We start from the raw sequence: 15,516 nt of genomic DNA, 5'->3' as shown, positions 1-15,516 counted from the left end.
ATTTTTTCCTCCTGTAATTCATGAGGTGGAAAGTGTGGAATAATATAATTTCCTACCTCTGTTAATATATTTTTATAAGTTCTTTCATTTTCAACTAAATGTAGCATGATATGATTCGTACCTATACGTTCATATGATTTTAATATTTTTATTAAAGTATTTCTACCTAAGCGATAGCCACCTTTAATAGGTTTAACCAACTCATTTGGATTCATCGACAAATCGATAACAAGTGGATGCATAAAAGGTTTGAATACATCGTTTTGATGCCAATCTTGTAATAATTTCTTTTGCTTTTGAAAATCTTGTGGGTAAAACATCCAACCATCCATGTGCGCTTTTAACCAAGATATATCTTGGTTTGAATACCCAGTAGCAAACATTGGAATATGCTTATGTTTTGGTAATATTTGTAAACCGGCATCCTCATATAATTCAAATATAGAATTTGAGATTTGTGGCGAATGTGTTTTCCATAAATCATTTATAGAGGTTATCGCTGTTTGAAATTGCTCAGTTAAATGGTCTGTATTTACTTTAAAAGCTGGAAATTCGAATGATCGATCTCCTGTAGCAACACCTAACAATAATCGCTCATTTGAAATCAAGTCAAGAGAAGTAGTAGCTTTCGCTATATGAATTGGATGACGTAATGTAGCAACAATACTAGATGTTCCGAGAGCGATTTTCGATGTCTTGGCGCTGAGATAAGTTAAAAATACAAACGGATCGTAGTTTGTCGTTACATTTCCTAAATGTGGGCTATAAAGCGGACTGTCCCGTACAAAAAGGCTTGTAAATCCAAGTGTTTCAGCGTATTGTGCTAAATCAACTTGATGTTCCAACGACAATGCGATGTGTTCAGAATTATCAAAAGGTAACGTTAAGCCTAACGTCAAATGATCCTGTTGAAAAGTCCGTTTGAAACCATTGTGTTTTTGAATTGTTGTCACGTCTATCCCTCCTAACTTTACTTAAACAACAAGTATTAACTAACTAACACCTGTTGCTTAAATGTATTGTATTACGTTATGAAATATAATGCAAACAACATGTTTATCGATTTATTGTTTAAACGACATAAGGAGAAATGTGTTGTTTTGAAAGTGATACTATTTTCGAAGATAGGGTATAAGCTAAGAATATACTATTAAAAAAACTTATAAATTAAGGTGATATATTTTCAAAAGCTAATATTAACATTTGATTATTTTTGAAAATTTCTTTAAATTTTAATAGTATAATATATTTTGATGGAGGGTTATTTATGTTTACAAGAAAAATGATAGGTAGTATAGCTTTTTCTTTAGTAATGTTATTCGCAATTGCACCATTTAGTAGTTTTGCGGCTACGGATACGCAAAATAACGATACAACAACTCAGCCAACACAAACGCAACAAAATGATAATACAACTAATAATCAATCATCAGAAGTTATGCCAAGGGTCATATTACCTGATGAAGATAGAACACAAATTGAAAATACCACTACAGGTCATTATCAATCAGTAGGGTACATGAATATGGGATCAAATATAGCGACAGGTGTAGTCATCGATAAAAATACTGTATTAACAAATAAGCATGTTGCTAATCTTTCAAACGGCGATATGACATTTGCACCTGCAGCTAAAAATGAAGGTTCATTTCCGTATGGTGAATTTACGGAAAAAGATGTCCAACCTTATCCTGGTCAAGAAGATTTAGTACTTGTACATTTCAATACCAATGATGAAGGGCAGTCTGTAGGTGATGTAGTACAACCTGCAACAATCCAAGATGCATCAAGTGTTAGTAAAGGTGATCCTGTGACAGTAACTGGCTACCCGGGTGATAAATCATTAGCTACAATGTGGGAAAGTAAGGGGGAAGTACTGACAAATAATGGTACGCAACTTACATATGGTGCGAGTACATTTGGCGGCAACTCTGGTTCTCCAATCTTTAATGCGAATAATGAAGTAGTAGGATTACATTACGGTGGCGTAGAAGGCGAAAGTAACAATGGCGTCGCGTTAACTGGTGATGTACTAGACTTTATTAATGAAAACAAAAAATAGTTTTTTGAAAAATATTAAGCCTCTAGAGCAAATATGCATTGCTTTAGAGGCTTTTTTGTATAATTTATTTTAATACTTGGCTCATAAACAAAGGTAGTGCTTTTTCGATATAGTTACGTGCAGAAGTATTACTCGTATGAAACCAATGTTTAGCTGTGCCATATAGCCCCCAAGATAAAAAGCGAGCACTCGTAGCTAATGCTTCTCTGTCTTCATTTGGATGTTTTTGTACAATTAACGTTAAGAAAATATCTTCCAGTTCTTCTTTCACTCTCTTTTCAACTACTTCACCATATGCGACACTATTTAATTTACATTCATTATGTGTTTCTTCAATATAACTCGTAATTGTGATGAACGTTTTGCATAATGTTTCATCATTAAGTTCAGAAGATAAGGTTAAGTTATCGTTTAAATTTTTAAGAATGGTTTCTGACAATGTGTAGTCCATAATGTCATATTTATCATAAAAGTGAGCATAGAACGTAGCACGGTTAACAGTTGCGCGTTCAGTTATATCCTTCACTGTAATGGTTTGTAACTTTTTTTCTTTAGCAATGTCACGAAAGGCATCCATCAATAATTTTTTTGTTCTAGTAATTCGTGGATCAATATGTGTTGTCGTCATTGACTTCGCACCTCCTTAAATAAGTTGCAAATAATATAATTTATACAAATTATCTGGCTTTAGTTCATGAATGTCAATGTGCTTGATTTGTAATGAGTAAAAATAAATATAAAATTGAACATTAAAAATAAGGGAGTGGGACAGAAATCTAATTTTTCTAATAAAATTTCGTCGTCCCACCCCGGCACAGCTGACTAGAATTGAAAAAAGCTTGATATAAGCGCATTTTCAATTCAGTCAGCCACTGCCAATATAAAAAACTGAGGCTAAGACATGTGATATGTCCCAGCCTCTTATTTATGGCTAGATAAAGTATATATCTAAATATATTATTATTTATATTTATTGAGCAATTCTTTCCCATTTTGGTATAATATGGCTTCTAAAGTTGAACTTGAGACAATGTCATTTTCTTCTAGTTGCTCTGAAAGTACATGAACTGCTTTATGTGGCGTGTATGGCGAATCAGAGCCATATATAATTTTGTTTTCATCGGCCCAAGGTAAAAGGTTAGCCAACTGATAAGGAATCACAATACCAGCCAAATCGAAATGAAGGTGTTTCATTACTTGCTCCAAATCATCAGTGTTGTTGCTATGATTAAACGTTTCATTACCTATCTTCACACGTTGCGCTATGATTGGTAATACAGCCCCACCATGAGGGACAATCCATTGAATATGAGGATACTTACTAAAAACGTTTTGCTGACTCATATAAATAATTGTACGGGTCGTATCAAAAATAAATTCCATTAAAGGTGGCAAGATCACATCTTTCATGACCGCTACACTTGGCTTTGGTTCATTTGGATGGATTGCAACAATCGCATGTCTAGCATTTAATTTAGCTAGTACATCGTCAATCACTGGCTCACCTAGATAAATACCTCTCGCATTTGTAGGTAATGTGAAACCTAAAGCGTTGTGTTTATCTAGTGCATGGTCAATGGTTTCAATACTTTCTTCCACAAATGGTAATGGTAATGTTGCGAGAAATCCTAACTTATCAGGATGTTCTGCCACAATTTGAGCGCCATATTGGTTCACTTCTTCTGTAAGTGGCAAGATATCTTCATCAAGTGCGAGCACTAATATGTGGGCTAGAAATAGATAACACGCCAAATTCAATATCTAAAGCACGCATTAGTTTCAGATATGCATCCACTGAAAAAGTGGGCGTGGATATGCCATCGCCTTTACCTTTAAAACATTCATCTAAATAATCATTGTAACCAGGTGAAATATAATGCGCATGCCAATCTATTTTTTTCATTGATAACACTTCCTTTAATTTTTATAATTAGCACATGTTCTATAAATTTAATTACAGGTTTTTAGTAACACGTTAGCAAATTCATTAGCTTTTTAAACGTAGCCTAAACGATCAAGCTTATGTTTGTATCATTTAAATAAAAAATTTCATAATAACTCTTCAAATTTTTAATTACTATTGTAATTGTTCCCTGTTTTTTATTATTTTAAATATTTCATATTTGAATTATTAATATGGTTTTTGGTGTGAATATGGGTTAGTTATTGTTATTAATACCATGTTAAAAAGTAGTATGATAGTAATGTAGCAAGATTTCGAAATAAAGAATTGGAAATATCGCAAAGTTTAAGAGGAATATTTTGTTATAGCAAATTTTAGTATTAGTTATAATTTTAAGGTTTGAAATGAGCAAGACGTCTAAAATATTTTGATTGGAGTGAAGCATATGAGTAAAAAGATTATTATGGATTGTGATCCAGGACATGATGACGCAATTGCTTTAATTTTAGCTGGTGCAAAAAACAGCTCACTTGATGTCTTAGCAGTAACTACAGTGGCAGGTAATCAATCTGTTGAAAAAAACACAAAGAACGCATTGAATGTGCTTGAAGTTATGGGGAGAGGAGATATCAATGTCTCAGTTGGTGCAACACGTCCGTTAATTAAGCCAGCTTCATTTGCCTCGCAAATTCATGGCAACACTGGTTTGGATGGTCCAAAATTACCTGAAGTACCGTCTCTTAAACCTACGCCTGATCATGCTTGCTGATGTCATTATTAAAACATTAAAGCAAAGTGAAGCACCAGTTACCATTGTTGCGACAGGCCCATTAACTAACATAGCAACTGCATTAATTAAAGATCCAAGTATCACGCAATATATCGATTCTATAACAATCATGGGAGGCGGTACGTTTGGGAGGCTCTACCCACAAACCCCATCTAAACTTTATAGTCTATGTGCGTGACGCTCATTGAGTTAGGGGTGCGATTTTTACCGTGGCCATGTCCTCGATAGAAATTATAGTCAATATTAGATATTGAGGCGTTTATCAAATCTTCTTTATCGTTGCTGGCCATCTTATCCCACACATTGAGTATGAGGTCGTGAGTGGCCTCTATTTGTTTATGGTTGTCTTTGTTTTCCTTTTTCCTTAGTCTGCTGTCGGTTGTGCTTGGTCGAGCAGGTCGTCAGTTTCTTTGATTAGAGCCTGAAACTCATCATCACTCATTAAGTCCATAGCCCATGCTTGCCGGTACTTCTTACGCTGTCTCTTAATCTTGTCTACATCAATGACGCTTTGCTCTTCCTGCTCCTCTGTGTCCTCGACATCGACCTCTATTTCGCCGTGCTGGATAAAATCAATAAAAGCTCTCTCTACTTCTTTTGATTGTATCGTTATATTCTCGGCTGACTTATCGCTCCGACATCGGTCACATACATAGCGCTCGTCATAATCTACTGAGCCGTTCTTATTTGTCCGTTTGCTTGTGTTGAGTGTGAGCGAGCGCCCACAATTAGGACAGGTCAGCTTGCCTCTGAAAATAGCTGTGTGCTTAATACCTCGTGAGTGCGTGCGCTGTGAAATGCTTTGCATGTAGATATTATAATCATCTTCACTGATAACAGGCTCGTGCGTATTCTCGACGTACACGTCGCCTATATGCGTGTGGCCACGAGACACAGGCGACATCAGAACGTAACTAATCACTGACTTATCCCAGCGCTGGCCTTTAGGTGGGTTGTATATTGAGTTGTTAAGCTCTTCTGTAATACCCCTTATGCTGACGCCAGCTTTTGCCCTGCTGACGATATAGTCCACGATTTCTTTTTTGTCATTAGGGTAGAGTTTACCCTCAATCTTGTCATAGAAGAACGGGGGCACAGTGGTGTACACCCCTTTTTCTGTTGCTACTCGACGCCCTTGTGTCGTTCTCTCGGTAATTGTCGACCGTTCCCATTCGGCCATAGCACCTACCAGCGTTATGAACAACTTGCCTATTGCGCTTGTAGTGTCAAATACCTCTGTTGCTGAACGGAATTTGACGTCTTTTTCTTCAAATATATCTAATAGGCTCATAAGGTCTCGCACTGAGCGTGTAAGCCTATCTAGTTTGTAGACCAAGCACGAGGTCGAACTCGTCTAATCGGTTAAGTAAATTTTGCAGACCTGCTCTGTCAGTATTGCCGGCAGATTGCCCGGCGTCCACAAAGAACTCGAAATTGTCCCAGTCATGAACTTTACAATATGCTTTTAAGCGTTGCTCTTGACCCTCAATAGAGTAGCCCTCATTGGCTTGCTCTAAGGTCGAGACTCTTGTGTAAATCGCAACTTTTTTTATCATTTCTTATCCTCCTTAAATACAACTTAATTTAATTATCACAGAACACTATTGAAATCAACCCTTTAAATCTTAAATAGTATTTGCTAAAGTGTTACATGCTTGACTAAAAATTCTGAAAAGAGGGATTGAATTTATGAAAAAGGGATTATTTGGGTGTTTAGGCTGTCTCGGTGTTGTGGTTGTAATTGTCATCATAATTGCTGTGATTGCAACCGTTTTTGGTGGTGGCGATAGCTCCAGCTCTAACAAAGATGAAACGAAAGACGCCAAAATAGGCGAAAAGGTAAAAGTTGATGACCTTGAGTACACAGTTAACAGTGTTGAAACGGCAGACTCAGTAGGTAATCAATACGTTTCAAGTAATGCTGACGGCAAATATATAGTTGCAGACGTTACAGTTAAAAATAATGGCGATAAAGCTATTACTATTGATACAGAATTGTTTAAAATAATTGATGGCGACGCAACAAATGGTGCAGATGCCTCAGCATCTACTGACGCCAACACGTCAGCCTCAAACCCAAGTGACATTGGTTTCTTCTTAGAAAAACTTAACCCTGGTAATGAAAAAACAGGTAAAGTAGTGTTTGATGTATCTGAGTCAACTGCTCAATCAGATAAGACAAAAATGCAAGTCAAATCAGGCATGTTCGGAAATCAAAAAGCAAACATAAAACTGAATTAATACATTTTGACCTCACATACTATGTGGGGTTTTTTGTTGTTTAAAAATCACAAGCTCTTAAAAAATTAATGTAGCCGTCAGGTGTTCTCAGTTGGGGCTCTGTTAGGTATTGGTCAATGCCACTAGCAAGACAATCCTCGAGCCGGCACATAGAGACACGGACGGCTTTAAAACTTATATTGAAAGTATTTGCAATTTCATACGAGCTTTTCCTCCTATATTCGTAGCGTTTATGCAATGGAAACAGCAAATTTCCTGCAAATGTATCGGCCTCAAATTCTTCTTTTGTGTACTCAATGTCAGACTTATCAGAGTCATATATAGACTTTCCTGTATGGTTTAGTTTGACGTGACCGTATTCGTGAGCAAGCGTAAAACGTAACCTCTTTGAGTATCTCAAGGCATTATATACAATTATAGATTTTCTCCCTTTTCTAAAATGAAATGCCTCATAAGATTGGCCAATTTTGGAAACATCTGACCTGCTGACACCTGACAATTTAGCAAATTCGCCGAAAGTAAATAATTCGACATCAGGGTCGTTGTTAATAATCCCTTTTATATCTATTGGAAATTTATTCTCATATCCAAGTATCAGATTTGCAGTTTCTATTGCACGAGTAAACGCCTCATTTTCTTCATAATTCAAATGTAAAACTCCCTTAACGATTAGTTACTTATCATCTTTTGTCATTTCTTCCCAATTTTCAAAGAACGCCTCAAATACTTTGATAGCTTTTTTCCTATCTTCTTCGCTCATGTTTTGAGCCGCACGTTGCATGATACGAATATCCTGAGACATTTCAATGTCAGATGGTTCTGTTGTATCGTCGGCTAAAAATTCCAAAGAAACATTGAAGTAGTTTGCGACTTTCTTTAAGTTCTCTACGCTAGGGCTACTTTTAGCCCAACGCTTAATTTGCCCGTTAGAAATACCAGTTTCACGTTCTAAGTGAGCTATAGAAATTCCTTCTTTATCACACATGTTTTTTATTTTCTCATATAAATTCAAAATTTTTTTGCTCCCTTTAAAACACTGTCATATCAACGATTAGCTAATTCTCTAACTAGCTATTTAGTGAAAAAGCTAAATTTAACTGTTGCAATATAGCTAATTCTCTATTATAGTATGACATGTGCTATTGATTAGCTTACAAAAACAGCAAATAAATTTTCAGTTCTCCAAAACGTAAATTTTAATTAAAAGACTGTAATTGTAAGGTTTTGACACGTAGCAACTAAAAAGCAATACTCGAAAAATGCAACCCCATCCAACGGGACAAGTATGTCTAATTAGCTAATTACTACATTTTTAATATTAGCATATTAGCTAATTAGGTGTAAAGGGTTTTCAGTAACATTTTAGAGTATACGCTAAAAAGGAGGTAGAAAATGAGCAGTTTCGGTTCAGATGTATTTGAAGAGCTTGAACGTAAAGGCATAACCCAAAGACAGTTAGCCCAGGCGTTAGGCATATCAGCGCCGTACTTAAACGACATATTAAACGGTCGTCGAGAGGCTACATTGCAGAAAGAACGAATTAGAGCGTATCTAAAAGAAAAAGAGGAGGCTAAGCATGGCCAACGATAAGAAACGACCTGACGAGTACATGCCTCAGAGAGTAGCTCAGTTTTGGTACGAGTTCATGAAAGCGAGGGGCTATGTATAGTGAAAACCTTAACGACAAGTTTTTATACAGTAACTTTGTCAGTGGCTATCGGTTTAGCAGTTGCGATGATGTTTGATGTTTATATCGGAACAGTTGTCTCATTTGCAGTCGGTGCTATGACAGAGCTCACATTCTCAGAAATGGAAGAAAACAAAAAAGGCCTCACTCGCTCCAACGAGTAAGACCAGACATTAAGAAAATTAATTGTACGAACATTGTAAATCAAATTAGGAGGTAGCGCAAATGCTAGAAGTAAAACAGGCCTTAAAAACGTTAGAAGATAAGGGACTTAACCTGAACGAAGATAAAGCTGTCTTTCAATTAGAAAATGGCACGCTTGAAACATGGGTTGACGAAGAAGAAAAAACACTTAAAACACAATTGCATGATATGAAAACATATTTCTCAAACGAATTAAATAACAGAGATATGATGAGTATTTTATTCGAGATATCAGGTATCGAAGAGGAGGACTTGTAATGTTAGAAACTATCCTACAAGAAATCAGAGACGAGCTAAGACGCTCTAACGATTTGAAATCTAAACAGTTGCAGGACTTCACTAACACAGCAGAAGAGCCAGCAGGTTGGACGCAGTTGCCACAAGAAAAGCCTAAACAAGAGGCGCCGGCTAAGGAAGAGCCTAAGCAAGAAGAGGCGCCGGCAACAGCTGAGGCACCTGACGAGGCTACATTCAAGAAAGCTATTGCTCAAATCATCAAAAGTGGTACTAAAGAGCAAAAAGACAAAGTTAAGACTCTAATCAAAGAGTCAGGCGCCTCTAAGGTAAGCGACGTTCAAGCTGACAAGCGTCAAAGCATTATAGACGCTATTGAGGCGATGTAATGACTTCACAAAACCACTCAAGCAGAAAGCACGCATATTTGTCAGCGAGTAGTGCCAATCAGTGGTTGAACTGTCCTCCCGAGCATTAAAGCAAGTGAGGGCATAGGCGACAAGACAACAACATTTGCAGAAGAGGGAACATTCGCTCATGAACTGTCAGAGCTGTATTTCGTAAGGCTATATGATGGCATGACTGAGGATAAGTTCCAGCAAGAACTAGAACGCTACAAGCAAAACGAATACTACTCAGAAGAGTTAAGAGAATACGTTGAGCAGTATGTCGATATCGTAGAGGAAAAAGTCAACGAGGCAAGAGCTCAAGACGAGCCTATCTTGTTTTTTGAACACAGACTTGACCTCACGAGATATGTGCCCGAGTCATTCGGTACAGGCGACGTAATCATCTATTACAACGGCACAGTTGAGATTGTAGACCTCAAATTCGGCAAAGGCGTCGAAGTGTCAGCCCTTAACAATCCACAGTTAAGGCTGTACGGGCTAGGTGCCTATGAGCTACTCAAAGACTTTGAGGACGTTCACACAATCAAGACAACAATCATACAGCCGAGATTGCACAACGTATCATCTGAAAGCATGACAGCTGACGACTTAGTCAGTTGGGGGCTTAACGTAGTTAGGCCTCAAGCCTTGAAAGCCATTGAGGGCAAAGGCGAGTTTAAACCAGGCAACCATTGCCGATTTTGTAAGATACGCCACTCATGCAGAGCTAGAGCAGAGGCAAACTTGAACGCCGGCAAAGAGCTGTCGACCCCAACGACGCTCACTGACGACGAGCTTGCTGAGCTACTTCACAAACTACCTGATATTAAACGCTGGGCAAGTGATGTTGAAGATTATTGCAGAGAGCGGGCGCTTGAAAACAGTCGCAATTTTGACGGCTGGAAAGTGGTCGAGGGCAGAGCAAGTAGAAAATATGTTGATAACGAACAGGTTTTTGAAAGGCTCAAGGAGCACTACGACCCTAATGAAGTATCAGAAACAAAAGTGTTAAGCATATCTAAACTAGAGAAACAAATCGGTAAGAAGAAAGTCGCTGAGCTATTAAGCGACCTAGTAGAAAAGCCTCAGGGCAAACCGACTCTAGTGACTGAGGACGACAAACGTCAACCTATCACAGACAGTGCTGAAAGTGATTTTACTGAGTTTATTAATAAATAAAAGGCTACGGCCATTAATACTATATTATGCAACAAATCAAACTATATTATAAATCAAATTTAAAGGAGTTTTTCACAATGGCAGAACAATTAAAAACAAGAGTAATGGTATACGCAAGAGCGAGCTACGCACACATTTTTGAGCCTCAAGCAATCAACGAGGGCGATGAACCTAAGTACAACGTGAGCTTAATTATCGACAAAAATGACGAGAAATCAATAAACAATATCAACAAAGCAATTGAGAACGCTAAGCAAAACGGCAAGGAAAAATTCGGTGGTAAGATACCAGCTAACCTTTCAACGCCTTTACGTGATGGCGACACAGACAGAGAGGACGACGAGGCCTATCAAAACGCTTATTTCTTAAATGCTAAAACAAAACGTAAACCTCAAGTATTAGACATGGACGGCCAACGTACTGACGACCCTGACGAGGTTTACAGTGGTTGCTATATCCGAGTAACAGTTAACTTCTACCCTTATGCTGTATCAGGAAGTAAAGGCATTGCGTGTGGATTAGGCAATATCATGAAAGCTAAAGACGGCGAGCCACTTGCTCGGTGGAGGCGCTAAAGCAGAGGACGAGTTCGCAGAGTTTATCGACCTTGATAACGACAATTTAGACGAGCTGTTTGAATAATCAATCAAGGGAGGCAACGTCATGACCGTAATGCACATTGATATTGAAACTTACAGTAGTTACAACTTGAAAGATACAGGGGCTTATCGGTACGCCGAGGCTCCTGACTTTGAAATATTAATCATTGCTTTTTCTATTGATGGCCAGCAAGTACAGGCTATTGATATGCACGACATAGATGACAGATTGTACAAACAATTTAAATGGCACTTACTCGACCCTGAAGTCGAGAAACGAGCTTTTAATGCGTCATTTGAGCGTGTTTGTTTAGCAAAGCATTTCAGAACAGCAATGCCACCTGACGAGTGGGCTTGTGACATGGTCGACGCAACTCGTGTTGGCCTACCAGACCTCACTTGAAAAATGTGCAGAGGTGCTGGAAGTAGACGCACAAAAAGACAAAGCAGGTAAGGCCTTAATCAGATATTTTTCAGTTCCTTGCAAACCAACAAAAGTGAACGGTGGCCGAACTCGAAATCTACCTGAACATGACACAGAGAAATGGCAACAGTTTATTGATTACTGTATTAAAGACGTTGAGGCTGAAATGGCCATCGGCGAAGAAATATCAGACTTTGAGGTGCTACCTAGTGAGCAGGAATTGTGGACGATTGACCAACACATAAATGACAGAGGCGTTCACATTGACCGTCAGCTCATGCTAGGGGCTTATGAACTAGATAAAATCAGCCAGGCGCAACTCGCAGAACAAGCTCAAAAGCTGACAGGGCTCGACAATCCTAACAGCCAGCAACAACTCATGGCATGGTTTCGTGAGCAGGGCGTTGAGATTGAGAACTTGCAAAAGAAAACAGTCGGCGAGTACCTAGAGAAAACCTCAGGCAGAGCTCACAAGATGTTAGAGCTACGCCAACAAATGAGCAAGACCGGCGTTAAGAAATACAACAAAATGTATGACATGGCATGTGAGGACGACCGTATTAGAGGCATGTTCCAATTCTTCGGAGCCGGCACAGGGCGCCGGGCAGGTCGAGGCGTACAAATGCAGAACCTCACTAAGCACAAAATGACAGATGAAGAGCTAGACATAGCAAGAGAGTCAATCAAACAGCAGGACTTTGACTGGTTAGACCTGACACTCGAATACAGCTATCAAGATATACTCAGCCAGCTTGTCAGAACAACATTTACAGCTGAGCATGGCTATCAGCTAGCTGTCAGTGACTTTTCAGCCATCGAGGCACGAGTTATTGCATGGTACGCAGGCGAGCAATGGCGCTTAGATGTGTTCAATACACACGGCAAGATATACGAGGCGTCAGCGTCTCAAATGTTCGATGTTCCTGTAGAGAGTATCGGCAAAGATAGCCCTTTGAGGCAAAAAGGTAAAGTGGCTGAACTTGCACTCGGTTATCAAGGAGGCGCGGGCGCCCTCAAATCAATGGGAGCCTTAGACATGGGCATTGAAGAGGACGAGCTCAAGCCCCTAGTTGATAGCCGGCGAGAGGCGAACCCTAATATCAAGTCTTTTTGGTATAACTGTCAGAAATCAGCAATCAAAGCTATTCGCAGTGGTAAGCCACAAATGGCAAACGGGGTTAAGTTCTACACTTATAGAGGCCATCTAATACTAGAGTTGCCAAACGGTCGCTGTATCGTCTACAGAGACGCAAAGACAGCGCAAAACAGCTGGGGCTCAACGGTCGTTGAGTTTCAAGGCTTAGACATAAATCGTAAATGGACGACAGTGAAAACATACGGAGGCAAACTGGTCGAGAACATTGTACAAGCTACAGCAAGAGACCTGTTGGGCGTATCAATGGCAAGGCTCGAGAAACAAGGCTACAAGATAGTGGCTCATGTTCACGATGAACTTATTCTCGAAGTGCCTGACGACCAAGCACGACCATTTGAAAGATATTGAGGACATTATGAGCCTGCCTGTTGATTGGGCTGAGGGCTTGAACTTAAACAGCGACGGCTTTGTGAGTCCGTTCTACATGAAAGATTAAAAGGACGTGAGGAGTATTAAAACAGAATACAGTTTAACTCAACATGCTTATGAGAGATTTAGGCAACGTGTCGGCAAAGGTAATAACAAAGATGACGCATTAAACTGGATTGCTCAAGCAATCAGCAACTCAGTTTTTGTAAGGCAAACAGACGGCTACAGGTACTACAAATATGGCGAATATAAAATCGTTGTAGGCGAAGAAAACAAAGTAGTCACGATTTCATACTTTAACGACTCTCATACAAAAGAGTTTAAAAAAGAAGTTAACAAGATGATAAGAGCTAAATTCAAGGCTAAGCTACAGCCTTTTTATAGAGCTAAGAAGAGCCTGCAAATAGAAGTGTACGAGGCTAAAATCAGACAACTAAAAGCCAAGAACCCAAAAACGCAAGCAATCATTCAAGAAGAGATTTCAGAGTTAGAGACTCAGCTCATAAGAACGATTGCGAGCATAGACGAAATTATCAAGCTAGGCCAGCACTTCAACGTGCCACCTAACATGCTTGAAAGGAGTTAACTAATGACTAAATTTTTAGAGATAGTTTCCCAAATAGCATTTTATCTATTAGTTGGTTTAGTTTATGGCACAGCATTAATAGCTTTTCTTTTCGGGCTTATCTTACTACTTTTAATCGTTATCTTATAGGAGGTAAAACAATGAGCGCACTAGATGGCGTGAGCGAGTGGGGCACTTATAAGGTGCCTGTCAAGCTCACTATTGAATACGAGGCAGAGGTCACTGTTACAGCGAATAACTGGGACGATGTCTCAGAGAAAGCAGACGAATATATAAGCGAATATTATGACGACATGGCAAGTGAAGTTATGGCCATGACTGGAAAATCAGAGTTGAAGAAATGGGAGGAACGATTTTAATGCACTTTGAGGGAAGAACCAAATACCCAACAACGCCAAACGGCGAGATTATATGGCTAGATGACGCAGACAGATTGAAATTAAAATCGCTATTCGTATCAATAGACGATGTTCAGGCAAGACTCGACAACGGCTGGAAACCTTACGAGGCAATCAATTTCAGTATTAAATATAAATTGCACGACGGGCAAATTTGCTACACCCACAATACAGGCGAGCGCACGTTCTACCTTCCTGCTGAGGATATGGAAAAAGCAGAAATCGAGGTCGGACTCGACCCAAGAACAATTGCTAAACGTTTGAACAGAGGTTTTTCAATTCAAGAGGCGCTGACAAAGGCACCTGTGACCAATGACTTTAATGAAGTGAAAAAGGATATTGAAGAGCAGAAAATAAAACAGCGTAAACGAGAAGAGCACAGACGTAGAAAAATGGAAGAGTACAAAGCTCGTAAGTATAGAGAGCGTAAACCTCATTTATTCGATGGCACGCCCCAACAGCACACGCCGGGCGAGTACACACAGCATTTAATGGAAAATAACATATTCCCTAAGGTGGTTAAATAATGACGACAATACACATGTTAAATAAAGGCGATATTGTTTCTTTTGAGTACCCTATCGACTCAGGCGAAGAGATTAGAGCAGAAGTTACTGAACTACACCACGACGTTATGAGAGCAACGGTCTACGATGGAACAGAAACATATCACATAGACGACACACTGAAAATCACAGTGCTGACACCAGCAGAGACAATCGAAGAGCAACACTATCAGAGCAATACAGATGACGGCATAGACCTCATTGACTTTTGGTACATGCAAATGACGCCCGAAGAGTTTCAAGGTGCTATGAAGTCAAACCTACAAAGATATTCAACTCGATTAGGTCGTAAAGATGACCGTATAAAAGAGCTCAAGAAAATTGAGGATTACGCAAGACGCTACAGAGAGAAACTCGAGCAGGAGGCTAAATAATGAACTTTGATGAAATTACTGAAAAGCTAGGCGAATTTGAGCAGGAAATGCTCGAGCTGAGAAAAGAGAATAGACGACTCAGAGAGCAAAAGGGAAATCTCGAGGGCTTTGTCAGAGAACAGCAGAACAAACTCTCACATATTTATGAGGCGTCAGCTAAGGCACAATACGACGCTTTATTATGGCAGAAACGTTTTGAGCGTATAGAGGACTTTGTTGCATTTAAGCTGGAACTCACACCGACAAGCCTGCCGTACATGAGAGTTCGGTTTGAACTTATAGAGCTAAAGAAAAGAGAGCTACATGAACTATATCAAAACAGCCCTAGAGGCTAGGGGCGTAAGAGCTACCATAA

18 protein-coding genes and 5 pseudogenes are annotated in these 15,516 nt (G+C 39.1%); 15 read left to right on the top strand and 8 right to left on the bottom strand.

Annotation, left to right across the window (positions count from 1 at the left end; genetic code table 11):
* Nucleotides 1-2 precede the first annotated feature (2 nt).
* A pseudogene (locus tag ABLV95_RS10695) lies at nt 3-953 on the bottom strand (LLM class oxidoreductase); the annotation flags it as partial.
* Nucleotides 954-1,267: 314 nt separating this feature from the next.
* On the opposite strand from ABLV95_RS10695, the gene ABLV95_RS10690 reads away from it, so the two are divergent.
* Complete coding sequence (locus ABLV95_RS10690; protein WP_069817872.1) at nt 1,268-2,062, top strand: trypsin-like serine peptidase; 795 nt, start codon at nt 1,268-1,270, stop codon at nt 2,060-2,062.
* 64 nt (nt 2,063-2,126) lie between these two features.
* Here ABLV95_RS10690 and ABLV95_RS10685 read toward each other — a convergent pair whose 3' ends face one another.
* The 3 genes from ABLV95_RS10685 to ABLV95_RS10675 all read right to left on the bottom strand — a co-directional run bounded on the left by ABLV95_RS10685 (nt 2,127) and on the right by ABLV95_RS10675 (nt 3,965).
* Nucleotides 2,127-2,690, bottom strand: a complete 564-nt coding sequence (locus ABLV95_RS10685) for a TetR/AcrR family transcriptional regulator (protein ID WP_460875646.1) — start codon at nt 2,688-2,690, stop codon at nt 2,127-2,129.
* Between the two features lie 332 nt (nt 2,691-3,022).
* On the bottom strand, nt 3,023-3,781 hold the full coding sequence (locus tag ABLV95_RS10680; protein WP_460875644.1) for an amidohydrolase family protein: 759 nt from the start codon (nt 3,779-3,781) through the stop codon (nt 3,023-3,025).
* A complete protein-coding gene (locus ABLV95_RS10675; protein WP_460872050.1) occupies nt 3,768-3,965 on the bottom strand; it encodes a hypothetical protein in 198 nt (65 codons plus the stop codon). The genes ABLV95_RS10680 and ABLV95_RS10675 overlap by 14 nt, the downstream gene beginning before the upstream one ends.
* Nucleotides 3,966-4,410: 445 nt before the next feature.
* Here ABLV95_RS10675 and ABLV95_RS10670 point away from each other — a divergent pair.
* Nucleotides 4,411-4,897 (top strand): annotated as a pseudogene (locus ABLV95_RS10670) (nucleoside hydrolase); the annotation flags it as partial.
* A gap of 222 nt (nt 4,898-5,119) precedes the next feature.
* Here ABLV95_RS10670 and ABLV95_RS10665 read toward each other — a convergent pair.
* Nucleotides 5,120-6,046: a recombinase family protein gene (locus ABLV95_RS10665; protein ID WP_460875642.1), complete on the bottom strand. Its 927-nt coding sequence runs from the start codon at nt 6,044-6,046 to the stop codon at nt 5,120-5,122.
* 25 nt (nt 6,047-6,071) lie between these two features.
* Nucleotides 6,072-6,311, bottom strand: coding sequence for a recombinase family protein (locus ABLV95_RS10660; protein WP_460875640.1), 240 nt, complete (start codon nt 6,309-6,311; stop codon nt 6,072-6,074).
* Between the two features lie 133 nt (nt 6,312-6,444).
* Between ABLV95_RS10660 and ABLV95_RS10655 the strand changes: the two genes are divergently transcribed.
* Complete coding sequence (locus ABLV95_RS10655; RefSeq protein ID WP_460875638.1) at nt 6,445-6,996, top strand: DUF4352 domain-containing protein; 552 nt, start codon at nt 6,445-6,447, stop codon at nt 6,994-6,996.
* 40 nt (nt 6,997-7,036) lie between these two features.
* On the opposite strand, the gene ABLV95_RS10650 is transcribed toward ABLV95_RS10655, so the two are convergent.
* Nucleotides 7,037-7,645 (bottom strand): ImmA/IrrE family metallo-endopeptidase, encoded by a 609-nt coding sequence (locus ABLV95_RS10650; RefSeq protein ID WP_460875636.1) that lies wholly within the window; start codon nt 7,643-7,645, stop codon nt 7,037-7,039.
* A 24-nt stretch (nt 7,646-7,669) separates the two neighbouring features.
* Nucleotides 7,670-8,008 carry a helix-turn-helix domain-containing protein gene (locus ABLV95_RS10645; RefSeq protein ID WP_081225180.1) on the bottom strand — a complete coding sequence of 113 codons (339 nt, stop codon included), beginning with the start codon at nt 8,006-8,008 and terminating at the stop codon, nt 7,670-7,672.
* Nucleotides 8,009-8,388: 380 nt separating this feature from the next.
* On the opposite strand from ABLV95_RS10645, the gene ABLV95_RS10640 reads away from it, so the two are divergent.
* From ABLV95_RS10640 to ABLV95_RS10585, 12 genes and pseudogenes are all read left to right on the top strand, one after another.
* On the top strand, nt 8,389-8,586 hold the full coding sequence (locus ABLV95_RS10640; RefSeq protein ID WP_427706212.1) for a helix-turn-helix transcriptional regulator: 198 nt from the start codon (nt 8,389-8,391) through the stop codon (nt 8,584-8,586).
* A 78-nt stretch (nt 8,587-8,664) separates the two neighbouring features.
* A complete protein-coding gene (locus ABLV95_RS10635; protein WP_081225178.1) occupies nt 8,665-8,847 on the top strand; it encodes a hypothetical protein in 183 nt (60 codons plus the stop codon).
* Nucleotides 8,848-8,908: 61 nt separating this feature from the next.
* Complete coding sequence (locus tag ABLV95_RS10630; RefSeq protein WP_460875633.1) at nt 8,909-9,145, top strand: hypothetical protein; 237 nt, start codon at nt 8,909-8,911, stop codon at nt 9,143-9,145.
* The gene (locus ABLV95_RS10625) at nt 9,145-9,510 is read left to right on the top strand and encodes a hypothetical protein (RefSeq protein WP_460875631.1); all 366 of its coding nucleotides are present in this window, start codon (nt 9,145-9,147) and stop codon (nt 9,508-9,510) included. Before ABLV95_RS10630 ends, ABLV95_RS10625 begins: the two co-directional genes overlap by 1 nt.
* Nucleotides 9,510-10,689: pseudogene (locus tag ABLV95_RS10620) on the top strand (DUF2800 domain-containing protein). The gene ABLV95_RS10625 and the pseudogene ABLV95_RS10620 overlap by 1 nt, the downstream one beginning before the upstream one ends.
* 77 nt (nt 10,690-10,766) lie before the next feature.
* Nucleotides 10,767-11,331, top strand: a pseudogene (locus ABLV95_RS10615) (DUF2815 family protein).
* A gap of 21 nt (nt 11,332-11,352) precedes the next feature.
* Nucleotides 11,353-13,304, top strand: a pseudogene (locus ABLV95_RS10610) (DNA polymerase).
* Nucleotides 13,305-13,310: 6 nt separating this feature from the next.
* Nucleotides 13,311-13,823: a hypothetical protein gene (locus ABLV95_RS10605; protein WP_460875629.1), complete on the top strand. Its 513-nt coding sequence runs from the start codon at nt 13,311-13,313 to the stop codon at nt 13,821-13,823.
* 140 nt (nt 13,824-13,963) lie between these two features.
* A complete protein-coding gene (locus ABLV95_RS10600; RefSeq protein WP_460875627.1) occupies nt 13,964-14,182 on the top strand; it encodes a hypothetical protein in 219 nt (72 codons plus the stop codon).
* Entirely contained in the window at nt 14,182-14,748 is a 567-nt protein-coding gene (locus tag ABLV95_RS10595; RefSeq protein WP_460875623.1) for an SA1788 family PVL leukocidin-associated protein, read from the top strand. Before ABLV95_RS10600 ends, ABLV95_RS10595 begins: the two co-directional genes overlap by 1 nt.
* Entirely contained in the window at nt 14,748-15,161 is a 414-nt protein-coding gene (locus tag ABLV95_RS10590; RefSeq protein ID WP_435373857.1) for a DUF3310 domain-containing protein, read from the top strand. The genes ABLV95_RS10595 and ABLV95_RS10590 overlap by 1 nt, the downstream gene beginning before the upstream one ends.
* Nucleotides 15,161-15,496 carry a hypothetical protein gene (locus ABLV95_RS10585; protein WP_460875621.1) on the top strand — a complete coding sequence of 112 codons (336 nt, stop codon included), beginning with the start codon at nt 15,161-15,163 and terminating at the stop codon, nt 15,494-15,496. Before ABLV95_RS10590 ends, ABLV95_RS10585 begins: the two co-directional genes overlap by 1 nt.
* Nucleotides 15,497-15,516: the final 20 nt, after the last annotated feature.

Origin of the sequence: Staphylococcus sp. Mo2-1 (assembly GCF_046721385.1) — a bacterium.
In the GTDB taxonomy this organism is placed as follows: Bacteria; Bacillota; Bacilli; order Staphylococcales; family Staphylococcaceae; genus Staphylococcus; species Staphylococcus equorum_A.
The sequence above is the reverse complement of the archived record's forward strand: the minus strand, read 5'-3'. Positions and strand labels throughout refer to the sequence as shown.